Raw genomic sequence first — 17364 nt, forward strand, 5'->3', positions numbered from 1 at the left:
GGTTTTCGGAACTTTGAAAACTTCAAAAAACGGATTTTTATCGCTCTCAATATCAAAAAAGAAAGGACGAAATGTGTCCTTTCTCGATCTTAGCTTTTCTTCAACCCACTACAGTTGACAAAGAGCCATTTTTTTCTTATAGTCTATTTCCGACATTAATACGGTTAATGGCACGTTGCAGTGCAATCTTCGCACGACGTTCTTGGTCAATCAAGTGTTTGTCTTGTGCTTCTTCAATTTCACGCTCTGCTCGAAGTTTGGCACGTTCTGCACGACTAACGTCAATATCACGAGCACGTTCTGCAGAGTCAGCAACAATTGTGATAACGCCATTGGCAACTTCGATAACACCTCCGTTCACTGCAATCCAGTTCACGTGATTTTCATCATCTACACGTTTAACCTTAACCTCATCAACTGCTAAAACTGCAATCATATTTTCATGTCGTGGCAAGATTCCCATCTCACCATCCAGAGTTCGAACTGATACAAAGCTGGCATGGTGATCATAGACGAGACCATCTGGTGTCACGATCTGGACAGTTAACTGAGCCATAGATCACCTCTTAAAATCCCATTTTTTCAGCTTTTGCAATCACATCTTCGATAGAACCTACACCACGGAAGGCATCTTCTGGCAAGTGGTCGTGTTTACCATCAAGGATTTCCTTAAAGCCACGAACAGTTTCAGCAACTGGAACATAAGAACCTGGCTGACCAGTAAATTGTTCCGCAACGTTGAAGTTTTGTGACAAGAAGAACTGGATACGACGGGCACGAGCAACCAAGGTCTTTTCTTCATCAGAAAGCTCATCCATACCAAGGATAGCAATGATATCTTGCAATTCATGGTAACGTTGAAGAACGCGTTTTACTTCAGCAGCAACTGCATAGTGCTCTTCTCCAACGATTTCAGGTGCCAAGGCACGTGAGCTTGAAGCAAGTGGGTCAACGGCTGGGTAAATACCCAATTGTACCAACTTACGTTCTAAGTTTGTAGTAGAATCCAAGTGAGCAAAGGCTGTTGCTGGCGCTGGGTCAGTATAGTCATCCGCTGGCACATAGATAGCCTGGATAGAGGTTACAGAACCCTTCTTAGTTGATGTGATACGCTCTTGCAATTGACCCATTTCCGTAGCAAGTGTTGGTTGGTAACCAACGGCTGATGGCATACGACCCAAAAGGGCAGATACTTCTGAACCAGCCTGAGTGAAACGGAAGATATTATCGATAAAGAGAAGCACGTCTTGGCCTTCCACATCACGGAAGTATTCAGCGATTGTCAAACCAGTAAGGGCAACACGCATACGTGCTCCTGGTGGCTCATTCATCTGACCAAATACCATGGCTGTTTTCTCGATAACGCCTGATTCTTTCATTTCCCAGTAAAGGTCATTCCCCTCACGAGTACGTTCCCCAACACCGGTAAATACTGAAATACCACCGTGTTCTTGGGCAATGTTGTGAATCAATTCTTGGATTAAGACGGTTTTACCAACCCCGGCACCACCGAAAAGTCCAACCTTACCACCTTTTAGGTAAGGAGCAAGAAGATCGATAACCTTAATCCCTGTTTCAAGGATTTCAGAAGAGGTAGACAATTCATCAAAAGTTGGAGCTTTTTTATGAATTGGCTGACGCTCTGCATCTTCTGTAAAAGGAGCTTCCAAGTCAATGGTATCTCCCAAAACATTGAAGACACGTCCTAAAGTTTCTTTACCTACTGGTACAGAGATTGGACGACCTGTGTCCAATACTTCCATTCCACGAGTCAACCCATCTGTTGATTCCATGGCGATAGTACGGACCATACCATCTCCCAACTCCAAGGCTACTTCAAGGACGATTTTTGTTTTTCTTTCGTCATTTTTGTAGACGACAAGTGCATTGTTAATCTCAGGAAGTTTTTCCCCTGCTGCAAACAAGACGTCTACAACGGGACCGATAACCTGAGCAATTTTACCTGAACTCATCTCCTTCTCCTATTCTATATAAGATACTGTCGGTCCCTAGCTTAACTAGGTCCTAAGTTCATTTTCATACGAGCTGGACTAGTGCCTATTCTAAGGCACTAGCTCCTGCTACGATTTCTGTAATTTCTTGTGTAATCGCCGCCTGTCTGGCACGGTTATACTGAATTGTCAAATCATTAATGACTTTCTTAGCATTATCTGTCGCTGTTTGCATGGCTGTCATACCAGCAGCATTTTCAGCTGTCTTAGCATCGATAATAGCACCATAAATCATACTTTCTGCAAATTGAGGCAACAACTGCTCCAAAATTTCTTCTCGACTAGTTTCCAACTCAAAGGTCAAACTGTAACTGTCATCCGCTTCATTTGGATCCAAGTCAACAATTGGAAGCATTTGCTCCACACGCATTTGACTGGTTAGCGTATTGACATGGTGGTTATAGCAGACATAGAGTTCATCAAAAAGTTCATTTTGGTACATTTCAACAGTTTTTGAAATAATCTTACGAACTTCATCAAAGCTTGGTTGATCTGCCAAGCCACGTAGTTCATAAAGTGGTTGAATACCACGAGCCTTAAAGAAATCAGCTCCCATTCCACCAATACAGATCATTTCAAAACCTTTACCGTCTGGATGGTATTCTTCTTTCAGCTCCATAACGGCTTTCAGAATAGAGGAATTATAACCTCCAACCAAACCGCGGTCTGAAGTAATGACGATATAGCCTGTCTTCTTAACTGGACGGCTAATCAACATCGGATTAGTTGAACTACCAGCTCCATTCCCATGAAGAATATCCGTCAACAGTTTACGAACTTTCTGAGCATAAACTTGGAAGTTGCGAGCAGCTTCTTCAGAACGACCTAGCTTAGCAGCTGATACCATCTGCATGGCATTAGTGATTTGACTCGTATTTTTTGTTGAGGCGATTTTTGTTTTAATATCATTTAGAGATACTGCCATCTGACACCTCTATTCTTATTGGAAGCTGGTTTGATTGAGAAACTCTGTAATCGCAGCATCCAAGACTGCTTCTTCTGGCAAGTCTTTTGTATCACGAATGGTTTCCAAAATCTCTGGATGTTGAGCATCAAAGAAGGCATGGAACTCTTCCTCGAAACGAACAATTTCATCTACAGGAACAGTATCCAAGAAACCATGTGTCAAAGCATAGAGAATGGTTACTTGTTTCTCAACAGGTAATGGTTTGTGAACAGGTTGTTTCAAAACTTCAACTGTACGACGCCCACGGTTCAACTTAGCCTGTGTTGCTGCGTCCAAGTCAGAACCAAACTTAGTGAAGGCTTCCAACTCACGGTATGAAGCAAGGTCGATACGAAGTGTACCAGCAACCTTTTTCATGGCTTTAATTTGTGCAGAACCACCTACACGTGATACAGATGAACCCGCGTCAATGGCTGGACGAATACCCGCATTGAAGAGACCATCGCCAAGGAAGATTTGTCCATCAGTGATTGAAATCACGTTGGTTGCGATATAGGCAGAGATATCTCCTGCTTGTGTCTCGATAAACGGTAGGGCTGTAATAGAGCCACCACCAAGTTCATCAGAAACTTTAGCTGAGCGCTCAAGCAAACGGCTGTGAAGGTAGAAAACATCCCCTGGGAATGCTTCACGACCTGGAGGACGACGAAGCAAGAGAGACAGTTCACGATAAGCTACCGCTTGTTTTGAAAGATCATCATAAACGATCAAAACATGCTTACCTTGGTACATAAATTCTTCTGCCATGGCAACCCCAGCATAAGGAGCTAGGAAAAGCAATGGAGATGGTTGTGAAGCAGAGGCTGTCACAACGATTGTGTAATCCAAGGCACCGTACTGACGTAGTGTTTCTACTTGCGTACGAACTGTTGATTCTTTTTGTCCAATCGCTACGTAGATACAGATCATATCTTGACCTTTTTGGTTCAAGATTGTATCAATCGCAATGGTTGTTTTCCCTGTCTGACGGTCACCGATAATCAACTCACGTTGACCACGACCAATCGGTACAAGGGCGTCAATAGCTTTCAAACCAGTTTGCAATGGTTCTGATACAGACTTACGTTGCATAACACCAGGAGCTGGTGCTTCTACTGGACGAGTTTTATCAGTGTAGATTTCTCCAAGACCGTCAACTGGACGACCAAGCGGATCCACAACACGACCAATCAGACTTTCACCTACTGGGACTTCCATGATTTTCCCTGTACGGCGGATTGTATCGCCTTCACGGATATCTGTAAAGTCACCTAGGATGATAATACCAACGTCTGTTGACTCCAAGTTTTGAGCCATCCCATAAGAGCCGTTTTCAAAAATCAACAACTCTCCACTCATGGCATTTTCAAGGCCGTGAGCACGCGCGATACCGTCCCCGATATAGGTTACAACACCTGTTTCAGTCACATCAAAATTGGGTTTGAAATTTTCAATTTGTTGCTTAATTAAAGCGCTGATTTCTTGTGCGTTAATTGCCAAAAGAACACCACTTTCTATTTCAAATTTTCTTTAACAACTTTAAGTTGTTGTTTAATACTCACATCAATTGTCTTGTGATTGGCAAAAATGACAAAACCACCAATAAGACTTTCATCGATTTGTTCTTTTACACTCCTTACTTTAAGAGACATTTTTTTCTCAATCAAAGGGAGCAAGCGACTCTTCTGTTCATCAGTTAAAGGATGAGCTGACCTAATCGTCACTTCAAATCGATTTGTTTCTTTTTCAAGTCGGTTCAAGCAATCTACAAGAATATCATAAAAAAGATTTGCTCTGTGATTGTAGATAAGAACCTGGATAAAGTTTTGCAATAAAGGTGACACTGAATCTTGGAAGAAAGTAATTGTTTTTTCCTTGTCAGACTCGTCTACTGCCACTTTTTTTAAAAAAGAAGGTAAGCCTGTTTCTTCAGCAACTTGCTTGATTTGAGCTAAGTCTGAAAAGATACGGTCTTCTTCTCCTTTTTCTAAAACCAATTGGACAAAAGGCATGCTGTATTTTTCAATTACCTTTACTGTTTTCTTGTCCATTAAGCTTCTCCTAACTGATCGATATACTGATCAATGAGTTCTTTATGGGCATGACCGTCAAGGTTTTGTGAGATGATTTTACCAGCCAAGCTGATTGTCAAATCTGCTACCTCACCCTTAACGCTTTGTAAAGCTTCAGCTTTATTTTGAGCAATTTCTTGGTTCGCTTTTTCTTTCAAGCGTCCTGCTTCTAGCTTAGCATCTGCTAAAATACTAGCTTTGCTTTTCTCAGCTGTTTCTTTCGCATTCTCAATGATTGTCTTAGCTTCTTTGCGGCTACCAGCCAATTCATCTTCGCGTTTCTGAGCCAATACTTCTGCTTTTTGACGTGCTTGTTCAGCTCCGTCAATATCTGCTGCAATTTTTTCTGCTCTTTGTTCGAAAATGCTAGTCAAATTTGACCAAGCGTATTTCTTAACCAAGACTAGCAAGAGAATAAAGGAACCAGCGATTAGTATAAAATCACCAAGCAATTCACCTACTGTTACATTCATAAACTACTCCTTTCTATTCTTCATCATTAATTTTATTTCCTAAGTACATCGAAGACAACAATGTAAATACATATGCTTGTACACAAGAAATAAAAACAGAAAATGCAGTCCAGATTAGATTTGTTCCAAAAGCAATAGGATACCAATAGAAGGCCTGATGAGAAAGTAGGACTAACATACTTGCCATCACTTCCCCTGCAAAGATATTACCAAAGACCCGCAATGCAAGTGAAAGGAGATTGGTAACTTCTTCCAAGAGATTCATTGGTGTCATAAAACCTGGTGTTACAAATGCTTTTAAATACTTTTTGATTCCACGACGACGAATTCCTTCTACGTGAGTCATTAAGATAATTGTAAAAGACAAGACCAAGTCAAATGACAAATTTGCTGTTGGTGAGGTCCAAAGATTTACACCATCTGTAGTCTGAATTCTAGCCATTAAGCCAATATTATTTGCAATGGCCATAAATAGGAATAAACAGAAATAAAAGAGAGAATAATCCTTTATCATTGGACCAAGGTTTGATTTTGTAAATCCAACAACAAAATCAAATAAATACTCTAATACATTTTGTTTTCCTGTGGGTCTCAAAGTCATATTTCGAGTTGCCCAATAAATAAAGCCAAAAATAAGTGCTACAGTCAACAAAGTCAAAACTACTATGGTTAAATTAAAGGTAACAGGACCAATATTGATGGTTGGATTAATACTTTCTTCCATCTAAAATCCTCCCTTTTTCAATTTATACTTCTTTTATTTGATGATAAATGAAAAGACAAGAGTAACGAAGAAAGTACCTTCAATAAAGGCAACCCCTAGGATCATCAAACTACGTAGTTCTGAGATGATATCTGGTTGGCGAGCAACTGATTTCAACAAACCGTTCATCAACATACCTTCACCAAGAGATACACCCATACAGGCAAGACATAGACCGAAATATGTTAAATTCATGACGAATTCTCCTTTTAATTAAAATTTATTTACTTACTTAGTTTAGTCCTAAAAATTGGATTTGTCAACTTTTTACTAACATTGAAAGCGTTTAATGAAAATTATTTACAATTTTACTATTTTTAAGTCTATTATATAGAAAATTTTGGAAAAAACTTGTAATAAATCCGTCTATTATCTAGGTCTTTCTGAAAAATAATGAAAAAATCCGAGATGAAATCTCGGATGGAAATTAATATATTTTTTTAACCTAATGTTCTTTTAGTAAATAGGATTAAAGGGAAAGCAACTAGAAAGCTTTCGTCCCCTACATGTTTATTAAGCACGAACTGTGACGCTGGTTCCATCTTCCTTATAAAGATTGATGAGACCTTCTTTGAGAGCTCGAACCATATCTCCAGCTTGAACAGGTTGTGGAACCTTGATAGTCAATAGTTCCATTGGATTTGGAGCGCGATCGATCTTATTTCCTTTAGCATCATGCAAATCTTCGATATAAGTCTCAAAATGACGGAAACCTGGGCCATAAAACTCAACTTGGTCCCCTTCGTTAATGACGTTCCGTTGGCGAATGGTTGCTGTTTGTGTCGCATCATCGTAAGAAACCACTTCAGCGACAAACTTATACTCAGGAATTTTACGACGAGCACCAAACAACTGCTCATTTTCAGATGGTGTACCATAGTAGAAACCTGTTGCTAATTCACGTTGGGCAACCTTCCACATTTCATCAATCAAGTCCTGCTTGATAGCTTCAAACTTCTCTGGACTTTCTAGATAAGCATCAACAGCTGCCTTGTAGCAGTTTGTTACTGTTGATACGTAGTGAATAGACTTCATACGTCCTTCAATCTTGAGACTGTCCACACCGTTTTCAATCATATCTGGGATATGGTCAATCATGGACATATCAACGGCTGACATTGAAAATTCTTCAGGAATTTCACCTTTAAGACTCTTACGTTCCTTCCCAAATGGCATATCGTAAAGGTCGTACTTCCAACGACAAGACTGAGAGCAACCACCACGGTTAGCATCACGCATACTCATGTGGTTTGAAAGAGTACAACGACCAGAGTAAGAAATACACATGGCTCCATGAACAAAGGCTTCAATCTCAACATCTGTACGTTTGCGAATTTCTGCCAATTCTTCCATTGAAACCTCACGCGCCAAAACGACACGAGTTAAACCTAGTTCTTTCCAGAACTCAAGTGTTTCATAGTTAGTGGCACTTGCTTGGGTAGAGAGGTGGATTTCAAGACCTGGTGCTTCTGTAGCCGCAATCATAATCAAGGCTGGATCAGACACGATAACTGCCGCGATTCCGATATCACGTAGTTTACGGAACCACTCACCAGCACCAGCCTCATTTCCTTCGTGCATAACCATATTGGCAGCCACATAAACCTTAGCACCATACTTGGCCGCAAACTGGACACCTTCTTCCATCTGTTCGAAAGTAAAGTTTCCGGCACGGCTACGAAGGCCATAGGCCTGACCACCGATAAAGACAGCATCTGCTCCATATTGAACAGCTACCTTTAGCTTCTCTAAAGTCCCTGCAGGTGATAAAACCTCTGGACGTTTTAATGTTTTTGTCATGTTTTCTCCTATTTGCAATATAAAAGTTTGACGTTTTTCCTTCTCATTTTATAGTAAATAAGCCATAAAATCAAGCCTAGACAGATTGTTTTGACAATTCTAATCTTTTAGATTATTAAAGCAAAAAGATTGTCAAAGAGAAAAAGCCCACAGATGTGAGCCCTTTTCTAATATAGGTTAGAAAAAACTATTTCTCCACTTCTTTTTTCTTGTGTGCAAGAAATCCAAATCCACTCAAAACTCCTAGAAGTCCTAAGACTACAAGATTAGCATGATCTTCTGTACCTGTATTAGGCAATTCCTCTCTCTTACTTGCTACAGAAGTCGGAATTTGTGAAGTTTCTTTTGTCGATTGTTCAGTTGGTGTCTTTGATTTTGGTACTTCTACCTTTGGCGTTTCAACCTTTGGTGTTTCAACTTTTGGCCTTTCAACCTTTGGTGTTTCAACTTTTGGCCTTTCAACCTTTGGTGTTTCAACTTTTGGCCTTTCAACTTTTGGCCTTTCAACCTTTGGTGTTTCAACTTTTGGCCTTTCAACCTTTGGTGTTTCAACCTTTGGTGTTTCAACTTTTGGTGTTTCAACTTTTGGTGTTTCAACTTTTGGTGTTTCAACTTTTGGTGTTTCAACCTTTGGTGCCTCAACCTTTGGTTTCGTACCTACTGTGATAACTTCTTCTACTGCTTCTTCAGTAATCGTGGTTGGTTCGTTCGATGTTACTGTACCTGTATTAGGATTCAAGGTATAAGTTGTCGTAGTAGTTGTTTTACCAGCTTTACCAGATTTTGTTACTTCACGATAGTCTTTATCTTTTGCATTATCTTCCACATAACGTGTTGTATATGGAGTAGTTGTTTCTACAACTGTTGGTTTCGTACCTACTTTAACTACTTTAGGTTGCATTTCAGTACGTTTCTCAGTAGGTTGACCATCAGTAACTTCTCCTGTTAATTCATTTACAATCTTAGGTGTTGAAGTTACAACCTTACCCGCAGTTCCATTATCGACAGTCTCATTGTCACCTACTTCCTTCGTTGGGTCTGCAACATAAGTAGTCTCAATCGGAATAGGAGTTTCAATCTCAACAGGTGATAAATTATTTTCATACTTATGTTTATAAACATAAGTTATAATAGTTTCACCTTTTACAATCTCTGTAATATCTTGTTTATCTTGGTCTTTAAAGGTATAACGCTTGTTCTCAAAGTCAATATCCGTAGGATGAGTTAATGTAATTTGCTCCCCTACTGCTTTTACCTCACTTGTAACAGACGGTCGAATCTCAGCACCTTGTTCATCGACAAACTTTTGAGTAACCTTACCTTTATGTTGAACCTCTGTATAAGTCACCAAATGATAGTCACGAGATACACCGTTCAAAGCCTTATCTGGATCTATTATCTCAACCTTAGGAATCTTATTGGTGAAGGTATTTTGACTTAAATAAGCAGATATTTGTCCTCTTGGCATACGCGCATTTAGATAATTACTTGATGAAATCATATTTTCACCTATAAGAGAATTTTCTCTCCTTAACTCGTATAGTACCTGTCCTGTTGAGCCAATAGGTGACCTTAATTCGAACTCTTTAATTTTTTTCTCAGGTACATCTGATGGTTTAATTACAGATTCACCACCGAAAGCCTGTTCATTTAATATTGTAGAGAGTAATTTATCTAACGGAATTTCTTGGCCTTTAGCATCTTTATAAGTAAATGTCTTAGTGTACTTAACTAAGTCCGATTGACCTGCAACCCGTCTAGATAAGTTCTTAACGAAAATTTCTTGTAAAATTGCTTGACCACGAATAATTGCATAGACTTTCGTTTCCTCAGGTAAAGTGTAATTCAAACGGAGACTTGTATCAATACTTGCAACACCATATTTAGATGTTAATACACTGGTTGGATCTAAATTCACTGTGTAAGTAAAAGTTTCACCGTTTTTCGCTTCTACAATATATCCGCTATAACCAGCACTACTATCCTTAGCCCTAAGTTTCTCCAATCCCGGAAGATTAGCTGCTCCAGTTTTAACAGTTACGTGTGTGTCAGTCGTAGTTACATCGCGACCTAAAGCATCTGCAACGCCCTCTCTAGTTCTTACATCGACTGAGTCTGTGTTTAAATAACGAACTTCACCCTCAGTAGAAGTCAAATTACTGAGTGTTATTTCTTTATTGACATCATCGGACGCTAATCTTGAATTCACTTGACTTGCAATCTTATCTTTTACGTTGACATAATTTGCAGTAAGGTGATTATTTTTAAACTCTTCAATCTTAGCTCGATCAGCATCAGCTTGTACTTTCTCTGCTTTTGCTGATTCTAAAGACTGAATTTCAGCGTCAACTTTTTCTTCAGCAGTTGTTCGTAACGGATTTACTTCAGAAGGAGTATTAGCTGTACCTACATTTTCAACTGGTGTTTCATTTACAGTGATACCTAGCGCTTTCACTTCTTCTACTTTTGCCTTCAACTCTGCTTCTTTTACAGCATGAGATGTACTAGTTTCAAACTCATTTTGTGAACTTTCACCTGCCGGTTGACTTGGTTGGACGCTTGTTGTTGGATTAGTAGGTTGTTCGTCAGCGCTTACAATCCCATTTAAAAATAAACTCCCTAAAGCAGTCGTTAGGATAATACCACTTAACAAACCTAACTTAGTTTTACGAAGATAGCCATGACCTTTTTCTTGTTTTACTGCTTTATGCAATAGAAACACCTACTTTCATTTATTTTTATTGTTAACATTATTACATAATTAACTAAAAAAGTAAAGGTATCAACTCAAAAATTAAATATAATAAATTTATAAAAACTTCCTAACTACTATACTAGAATTTTCTACAATTCAAAAACCAGTATCGGAACGGATTAATACTGATACGAAACAAAATGACTCTTTATACATCTATAGTAGGATTCAAGACATATTATTTATTTCTTAATCGACATATAAAAGAAATCCTGATTAAACTGTCTTTAAAACTTAGGAAATCAAGGATATGATAAAAGGTATGAATATCAGTATATCTATTTTTACCATCTCAAAAGTAGATCCAGAAAATATAACTGTTCTCTTATGATGAGACTTTGGAGGCAACTATTCTGTCTTGTTTTATGAAAGAATAGCTTAACCTTTTACTTAAAATATTCAGCTAAAAAAAAGAGAGAACGAATTTGTTCTCTCGAAATCCTTATTTTTCATTTACTATAAGAGTAAAGTATTTATAGGTTTATTCCCACTCTACTGTTGCAGGTGGTTTACTTGTGATGTCGTAGACGATACGGTTAACATGGTCTACTTCGTTTACGATACGTACAGAAATCTTTTGAAGGACATCCCAAGGAATCTTTGCAAAGTCAGCTGTCATACCATCGATAGAAGTGATAGCACGAATAGCGATTGTGTAATCATAAGTACGACCATCACCCATAACACCAACTGAACGAACACCTGTGTTCACTGTGAAGTATTGCCAGATATCACGGTCAAGACCTGCTTTAGCAATTTCTTCACGAAGAATAGCGTCTGACTCACGAACGGTTTCTAGTTTCTCTTCAGTGATTTCACCCATGACACGGATAGCAAGTCCTGGTCCTGGGAATGGTTGGCGCCATACGATATGGTCTGGCATACCAAGCTCTGTACCAAGGGCACGAACTTCATCTTTATAGAGAGTGTTGAGTGGTTCAATCAATTCAAACTGCATGTCTTCTGGAAGACCACCCACGTTGTGGTGTGACTTGATAGTTTGAGCTGTATCTGTACCAGACTCGATAACGTCTGTGTATAAGGTACCTTGAGCAAGGAATTTCACATCTTTGAGCTTACTTGCTTCGTCATCAAAGACATACACAAATTCGTTACCGATGATTTTACGTTTTTGTTCTGGGTCAGAAACGCCAGCAAGTTTATCAAGGAAACGTTTAGCAGCGTCTGCTTTGACGATATTCAAACCAAACTTACCACCAAGCATGTCCATAACTTGGTCCGCTTCTCCTTTACGAAGAAGACCGTGGTCTACAAAGATACAGATTAATTGATTGCCAATAGCCTTTTGGAGAAGAACCCCAACAACTGAAGAGTCAACCCCACCTGATAGACCAAGAAGGACACGTTTATCACCGACGGTTTCACGAATTTTTTGGATCTGCATATCAATGAAGTTATCCATTGACCAGTCGCCTTTAGCCTTACAGATGTTAAGGGCAAAGTTACGAAGGATGTCATTCCCGTATACAGAATGGCGAACTTCAGGGTGGAATTGGATACCGTAAATGTGTTTATCTGGGTTTTCGATGGCTGCGTATGGGCAGTCAGCTGATGTACCTGTACGAACAAAGTCAGAAGGAATTTCAGTAACCGCATCACCATGGCTCATCAAAACAGTCTGCTCGTCTGGTGTTGATTCAAAAAGAGCTGATGATGTGTGAGTAAGAGTTGATTGACCGTATTCACGATTTCCAGCATCACCTGCAGGAACAACTTTTCCTCCAAGTTTATGGGTCAATAACTGCATACCATAACAAATTCCCAAAATAGGAATTCCAAGTTCGAAGATTTCTGGGTCAATATCAAATGAACCATCTTCGTATACAGAGTTTGGACCACCTGAAAGGATGATTCCTACAGGGTTGATTTCACGAACTTCAGCAGCTGAAATTTTATGGCTTTTTAGTTCTGAAAAAACACCAATCTCACGGATACGGCGTGAAATCAGCTGGTTGTATTGGCTACCATAGTCCAACACGATGATTTTTTCTACATCTTTCAAATCAGTTGAAATGTTGCTCATCTTTTTCCTTTCTTAAAAGAAATATCTTTTTTCAATATTCTATCACAAATAAGTGCGAATTACCAACTAAACAAGGCGAAGTTTGACTTTTTCTAGTTTATTGGGGTACAATAGAGAAAAGATAGAAATGAAGTGAAAAATATGCTACCCGCTTATATGAAAATCCATGACCAGATTAAAAAGGATATTGACGAACATCGTTGGGCCATCGGTGAGAGACTTCCAAGTGAACGAGATTTAGCAGAGCAGTTTGCGGTCAGTCGCATGACCCTCCGCCAAGCTATTTCCCTCTTGGTCGAAGAAGGAGTTTTAGAGCGCCGTGTAGGAAGCGGCACCTTTGTATCCAGTACACGTGTACAAGAAAAGATGAGAGGCACAACCAGTTTTACTGAAATTGTTAAGTCCCAAGGTAAAGTTCCCTCTAGCCAACTCATTTCCTACAGAAAAACCATTCCCAATGAACAGGAAGTTGCCAAGCTAGGAATTTCTCCAACGGAGAATATTATCCGAATGGAACGGGTTCGCTATGCCGACCAAGTTCCTCTAGTTTATGAAGTTGCTTCTATTCCTGAAAAATTCATTAAGGACTTTAAAAAAGAAGAAATCACCAGTCATTTCTTTCAAACTCTGCAAAAACACGGCTACCGTATTGGTAAATCACAGCAGACTATTTATGCTCGTCTTGCTAAGGAAAAAATTGCCCACTATTTGGAAGTTGAAAAAGGACATGCTATTCTAGGTTTGACTCAGGTTTCCTACCTAGAAGATGGTACTGCATTTGAATACGTAAAAAGTCAGTATGTAGGCGAACGCTTTGAATTTTATCTTGAAAATAATTAGATTACCACGCAAAAACTCTCTGTCACGGACGACAAAGAGTCTTTTTATTTTTCTAAGACTAAATCTTTCAACGAAATCAGAGTTACAGCAAACAATATCATTGCCATACCAAGAAAATCAATAGGATAAAATTGTTCATTCATAATTAGGAAGGCAAAGAAAACTGCCGAAATTGGCTCAATAGAAGCCAACAAGCTTGACTTGACCGGTCCAATCAGACTGGCTCCTTTTAAGAAGGCTGTATAGGCAAAGACAGTCCCGATAAGGATAATGCCCGCAAATGCAAGGAGAAAATCAAGACTAGTTGGGATAGCAGTCTGTAGAACCCCTGTAAAAGGAAGGGCGACTAAACCTGCTATGACCATTCCCACACCAATGAGCAAACTGCTCCCCCACTTCTTAATCAAGGCTATGGGCAAAATGATATACAGTGCGTAAGTCAGAGCAGAAAAGAGACCCCAGAACAGGCCTGCAGGTGTCATGGATAACTGGTCCAACTGCCCATGAGTTGCAATCAGGAAGGTCCCTCCAATGGCTAATATGATGGAAACTATCTCTCCCAGTGTCGGTGCCACCTTATCCTTGATACAGCTATAAATCAAAATCCCGACAGGACAAACATACTGAAGCACCGTCGCGGTTCCTGCATTGGTCTCCTGAATAGCAGTTAGATAGGCAAATTGATTGAGGAAGAGACCAATTAGAGCAAAAATGAGAAGAGACAGTAAACTCTTTCTATCATTTAAAAAGGCCAGCATTCTATCCTTTGCAGTAGCATAAGTCAAGACCATGAGAATCCCACCAGCGATTAAAAGACGCAAGTTGGTCAAAACCAGAGCCGAAATTCCGTGTGCCATCAGGTATTGGCCACTCGTTCCTGACAAGCCCCAAGCAATCCCAGCCACAACTGTTAATAGAGTCCCTTTTAAACTGTTTGACATGTCTCTCCTTACTCTTCTTTGCGAATCAAGTCCATCACTTGATTGCGGTCTACAATCCATTGAGCCCTCTCATCCTTTTCATAGGTACGATTCGATAGGAAAATAGCCGCTTCTTGCTTCTGGCGATTCCACATGATAAAGGTACCTGTATAGCCCGTATGGTCTAGCCAATCTCCTTCCAAATTCCAGGCCAAAGAACGTTCCTTGTCATCCAAAGGAGAAAAATTTTGACTCAAATCTCTTGCAAAATCATCTGATAAATAGTGTTCTAAAAAGATTTGTAGATCCTTTACAGTCGAAAATAAACCAGCACTACCAGCATGTCTGCCCAGGAGACGAGCCTTGGGATCATGTACCACACCTGCCTCGACACCTCTAACTGTTGGAACAGCAAGCTCAACAGGCCCAAACTGGGTATCCGCCATTCCCCAAGGTTTCCAGACTTGCTCCTGTAAAATCACATCCAAGTCTTGATTAAAGATTCTTTCCAAGATAAAACCCAACAGCAAAAAATGGACATCCGAATAAAGAAAGGCTGGCTGATTGCGTCTGTTAAGATGAAACATCGCTTCCTTTAATTCAGGTGCTGTTAAAAGATCACGATTGGGAATAAAAGGATCAAGGTCTGTAGCGTGAGTCAAGAGCTGGCGAATAGTGATGTCTGGATAATCACTCTCAGCTAAAAAATCTGTTACCGGTCTATCAATATCTAATTGACCTTTTTCCCACAAGAAGGTAAAAACAGTGCCAACTCCAACAACCTTGCTAACACTGGCTAGGTCGTAAACTAGTCCTGCCTCAGTATCCAAGCCATGTTCTGGGTCACTATGTCCTACATAGATCTCCGTCCATTGATGGTCCTTAAAATACGCAAAAGAGGCTCCGGGATAAATCCCTGCCTCGATTTGTTCTTCTATTTTTTTAATAATCTTGGTCCACTTCATACTTTTTCAAACCACAATTCAACATTATTTCTATCTTTACCAAGGAAGAATTTTTCAGACTTAGGAATAAAATATTCAGTAGACTCAAACTTCTGGCGAAGACTTGCTATATCTAGTTCATTGACCAAGAACTTGAGCATAGATAAGTCCCAAGTAGCCGTATTGTCCACAGTCAAATCTTGACCCTGAGCTGGGATAAAATCAAGTGATGTCCCAATTTCAGATAGTTCCAAAAAACTATCTACATCCGTTGGGAGGTGTAATTCCATAGAAATTTCAAATTTACTTAAAGAAATTGACTCCAGATCTGTTTGAAATTCTGGCTTTTCTCCTACTTCTACTAGACTTGCTCTGTCATCTTCCGCATGAATCAAAATCAAATCATCTTCGGGTGAAAAAATCTCAAAAGCGTAGCCATTTTTACCTTTATATAATTGATGAATCGAATCTGTTTTAGCTAATAAGGCCTCGATTTCTAAGGGATTTTCTACCTTGACAATCAATCTAGCTAGTTTTTTTCTTCCCTCTACCTTACGAGTGCGCATACTTGGAGCTTCTTCTAAAACCAGCTTTTCTAGACCTGTTTGATCACCTAGTGACAGAAAGGCTGACTCTTCTAACAAGGCCTTCATGCCAAGGGTTTCTATATAAAATGTTTCATTTAATTTTCTATTATTAACTTTTAAAGTAGGAATAATCCGTACAATCTGATTTACATTCATAAATTCCTCCAACTCTTTTATTTTAAAGGATTTTAGAATTTTTTACAAGAAATTATGCTCAGATTTAGCTTTTTTTCGTAAAATTTCATCTAAAAAACCGAGGATTTCCTCGGTTTCAATTTCTTATAGGTAAAGGAATTTGAAGATAGCTACTGCGGCAATTGCTGCTGCGATCGGTGCTACTACTGGTACCCAAGAGTACCACCATTTTGAATCACCTTTGTGCTCACCAAGAACTGATTTTGGAAGGAAAGCATGAAGGAGACGTGGTCCCAAGTCACGGGCTGGGTTCAAGGCAGGTCCTGTAGGTCCACCAAGTGATGTTACCAAGGCCATAACTAGGAAACCTACTGCCAAGTGAGCAATTCCAAGACCAGATGTCATAAATGGTGCTACTTGTTCTTTAGCTTGGTCAAGTGCTGCTGTTACTTGTTCTTGAGGAATGGTTTGACCTTGAGTAGTTGCTTGTGCAACTTGAGCATTAATAGCCGCTTGTGCTTTTGATACTAGTTCAGCACCAAAGAAGTTTTTAGTCATTCCAAGAGCTGCAAAGAAAAGAACAAATGAACCAACAAACTCATTTACAAAACCATTAACAGTTGCTGCAAAATGTGATTCTTTTGTACCATTATCCAAACTTGAAATTGTTGAGAAAGTACCCAAGATGTTGTTTGGATTTTCAGTTTTCAAGTAGTATGGGCGGTGTGTTGCCACAACCAAGGCTTGACCAAAGATAGCACCCAAAACTTGTGCAAGGATATAAGGCGCTACCTGTGCCCAAGGGAAGAGACCGCTGATTGCAAGTCCAAGAGTGAAGGCTGGGTTGATGTGGTTACCTGATACGTTACCAAACATCAAAGCTGGAATCATAACCCCCATACCGTAACCAACAGCGATAACGAGCCAGCCACTTTGGTGACCTTTCGTACCTTTAAGTTCAACGTTAGCAACTGCACCATTACCAAGAATGATCAAAATAGCAGTTCCCAAGAATTCAGTGGCATATTTAATTGCCCATGTAAAATCCATTTGATAGATTCTCCTTAAAATTT

The 17364-nt window shown here is 39.6% G+C and carries 16 protein-coding genes; 1 reads left to right on the forward strand and 15 read right to left on the reverse strand.

The window, feature by feature from the left end; translation table 11 throughout:
• Positions 1 to 136: 136 nt before the first annotated feature.
• The 11 genes from QM408_RS01475 to guaA all read right to left on the reverse strand — a co-directional run bounded on the left by QM408_RS01475 (position 137) and on the right by guaA (position 12865).
• Positions 137 to 556: a F0F1 ATP synthase subunit epsilon gene (locus QM408_RS01475; protein ID WP_000068037.1), complete on the reverse strand. Its 420-nt coding sequence runs from the start codon at positions 554 to 556 to the stop codon at positions 137 to 139.
• A gap of 10 nt (positions 557 to 566) precedes the next feature.
• Positions 567 to 1973 (reverse strand): F0F1 ATP synthase subunit beta, encoded by a 1407-nt coding sequence (gene atpD, locus QM408_RS01480; protein ID WP_000094357.1) that lies wholly within the window; start codon positions 1971 to 1973, stop codon positions 567 to 569.
• A gap of 85 nt (positions 1974 to 2058) precedes the next feature.
• Entirely contained in the window at positions 2059 to 2937 is an 879-nt protein-coding gene (locus QM408_RS01485; RefSeq protein WP_000301224.1) for a F0F1 ATP synthase subunit gamma, read from the reverse strand.
• 15 nt (positions 2938 to 2952) lie between these two features.
• Positions 2953 to 4458 (reverse strand): F0F1 ATP synthase subunit alpha, encoded by a 1506-nt coding sequence (gene atpA, locus QM408_RS01490; RefSeq protein WP_237446785.1) that lies wholly within the window; start codon positions 4456 to 4458, stop codon positions 2953 to 2955.
• 14 nt (positions 4459 to 4472) lie between these two features.
• Positions 4473 to 5009, reverse strand: a complete 537-nt coding sequence (locus QM408_RS01495) for a F0F1 ATP synthase subunit delta (protein WP_237446784.1) — start codon at positions 5007 to 5009, stop codon at positions 4473 to 4475.
• A complete protein-coding gene (atpF, locus tag QM408_RS01500) occupies positions 5009 to 5503 on the reverse strand; it encodes a F0F1 ATP synthase subunit B (RefSeq protein WP_001103468.1) in 495 nt (164 codons plus the stop codon). The genes QM408_RS01495 and atpF overlap by 1 nt, the downstream gene beginning before the upstream one ends.
• Before the next feature lie 13 nt (positions 5504 to 5516).
• The gene (gene atpB, locus QM408_RS01505) at positions 5517 to 6227 is read right to left on the reverse strand and encodes a F0F1 ATP synthase subunit A (RefSeq protein WP_000392870.1); all 711 of its coding nucleotides are present in this window, start codon (positions 6225 to 6227) and stop codon (positions 5517 to 5519) included.
• A gap of 33 nt (positions 6228 to 6260) precedes the next feature.
• Positions 6261 to 6461 carry a F0F1 ATP synthase subunit C gene (locus QM408_RS01510; RefSeq protein ID WP_237446783.1) on the reverse strand — a complete coding sequence of 67 codons (201 nt, stop codon included), beginning with the start codon at positions 6459 to 6461 and terminating at the stop codon, positions 6261 to 6263.
• A gap of 318 nt (positions 6462 to 6779) precedes the next feature.
• The gene (locus tag QM408_RS01515) at positions 6780 to 8066 is read right to left on the reverse strand and encodes a peptidase U32 family protein (protein ID WP_000169065.1); all 1287 of its coding nucleotides are present in this window, start codon (positions 8064 to 8066) and stop codon (positions 6780 to 6782) included.
• Between the two features lie 187 nt (positions 8067 to 8253).
• Positions 8254 to 10788 carry a G5 domain-containing protein gene (locus tag QM408_RS01520; RefSeq protein ID WP_337249291.1) on the reverse strand — a complete coding sequence of 845 codons (2535 nt, stop codon included), beginning with the start codon at positions 10786 to 10788 and terminating at the stop codon, positions 8254 to 8256.
• A gap of 514 nt (positions 10789 to 11302) precedes the next feature.
• Positions 11303 to 12865 carry a glutamine-hydrolyzing GMP synthase gene (gene guaA, locus QM408_RS01525; protein ID WP_414373323.1) on the reverse strand — a complete coding sequence of 521 codons (1563 nt, stop codon included), beginning with the start codon at positions 12863 to 12865 and terminating at the stop codon, positions 11303 to 11305.
• 141 nt (positions 12866 to 13006) lie between these two features.
• Here guaA and QM408_RS01530 point away from each other — a divergent pair, with 141 nt between their 5' ends.
• Positions 13007 to 13705 (forward strand): GntR family transcriptional regulator, encoded by a 699-nt coding sequence (locus QM408_RS01530; RefSeq protein WP_000936183.1) that lies wholly within the window; start codon positions 13007 to 13009, stop codon positions 13703 to 13705.
• 44 nt (positions 13706 to 13749) lie between these two features.
• On the opposite strand, the gene QM408_RS01535 is transcribed toward QM408_RS01530, so the two are convergent.
• The 4 genes from QM408_RS01535 to gla form a co-directional block, all read right to left on the reverse strand.
• The gene (locus QM408_RS01535) at positions 13750 to 14646 is read right to left on the reverse strand and encodes a DMT family transporter (RefSeq protein ID WP_084926887.1); all 897 of its coding nucleotides are present in this window, start codon (positions 14644 to 14646) and stop codon (positions 13750 to 13752) included.
• Positions 14647 to 14654: 8 nt separating this feature from the next.
• Positions 14655 to 15590 (reverse strand): serine hydrolase domain-containing protein, encoded by a 936-nt coding sequence (locus QM408_RS01540; RefSeq protein ID WP_261150327.1) that lies wholly within the window; start codon positions 15588 to 15590, stop codon positions 14655 to 14657.
• Entirely contained in the window at positions 15587 to 16312 is a 726-nt protein-coding gene (locus tag QM408_RS01545; protein WP_084863150.1) for a CppA family protein, read from the reverse strand. The genes QM408_RS01540 and QM408_RS01545 overlap by 4 nt, the downstream gene beginning before the upstream one ends.
• A 123-nt stretch (positions 16313 to 16435) precedes the next feature.
• Positions 16436 to 17341, reverse strand: a complete 906-nt coding sequence (gla, locus tag QM408_RS01550) for an aquaglyceroporin Gla (RefSeq protein ID WP_084863148.1) — start codon at positions 17339 to 17341, stop codon at positions 16436 to 16438.
• Between the last annotated feature and the right edge of the window lie 23 nt (positions 17342 to 17364).

The organism is Streptococcus mitis (assembly GCF_047464965.1).
Lineage (GTDB): Bacteria > Bacillota > Bacilli > Lactobacillales > Streptococcaceae > Streptococcus > Streptococcus mitis_DU.

What these genes read in the sequence shown, in the direction of transcription:
- QM408_RS01475 (WP_000068037.1), bottom strand. Translation starts at nt 556, where the DNA reads ATGGCTCAGTTAACTGTCCAGATCGTGACACCAGATGGTCTCGTCTAT.
- atpD (WP_000094357.1), bottom strand. Translation starts at nt 1,973, where the DNA reads ATGAGTTCAGGTAAAATTGCTCAGGTTATCGGTCCCGTTGTAGACGTC.
- QM408_RS01485 (WP_000301224.1), bottom strand. Translation starts at nt 2,937, where the DNA reads ATGGCAGTATCTCTAAATGATATTAAAACAAAAATCGCCTCAACAAAA.
- QM408_RS01495 (WP_237446784.1), bottom strand. Translation starts at nt 5,009, where the DNA reads ATGGACAAGAAAACAGTAAAGGTAATTGAAAAATACAGCATGCCTTTT.
- atpF (WP_001103468.1), bottom strand. Translation starts at nt 5,503, where the DNA reads ATGAATGTAACAGTAGGTGAATTGCTTGGTGATTTTATACTAATCGCT.
- atpB (WP_000392870.1), bottom strand. Translation starts at nt 6,227, where the DNA reads ATGGAAGAAAGTATTAATCCAACCATCAATATTGGTCCTGTTACCTTT.
- QM408_RS01510 (WP_237446783.1), bottom strand. Translation starts at nt 6,461, where the DNA reads ATGAATTTAACATATTTCGGTCTATGTCTTGCCTGTATGGGTGTATCT.
- QM408_RS01515 (WP_000169065.1), bottom strand. Translation starts at nt 8,066, where the DNA reads ATGACAAAAACATTAAAACGTCCAGAGGTTTTATCACCTGCAGGGACT.
- guaA (WP_414373323.1), bottom strand. Translation starts at nt 12,865, where the DNA reads ATGAGCAACATTTCAACTGATTTGAAAGATGTAGAAAAAATCATCGTG.
- QM408_RS01530 (WP_000936183.1), top strand. Translation starts at nt 13,007, where the DNA reads ATGCTACCCGCTTATATGAAAATCCATGACCAGATTAAAAAGGATATT.
- QM408_RS01535 (WP_084926887.1), bottom strand. Translation starts at nt 14,646, where the DNA reads ATGTCAAACAGTTTAAAAGGGACTCTATTAACAGTTGTGGCTGGGATT.
- QM408_RS01540 (WP_261150327.1), bottom strand. Translation starts at nt 15,590, where the DNA reads ATGAAGTGGACCAAGATTATTAAAAAAATAGAAGAACAAATCGAGGCA.
- QM408_RS01545 (WP_084863150.1), bottom strand. Translation starts at nt 16,312, where the DNA reads ATGAATGTAAATCAGATTGTACGGATTATTCCTACTTTAAAAGTTAAT.
- gla (WP_084863148.1), bottom strand. Translation starts at nt 17,341, where the DNA reads ATGGATTTTACATGGGCAATTAAATATGCCACTGAATTCTTGGGAACT.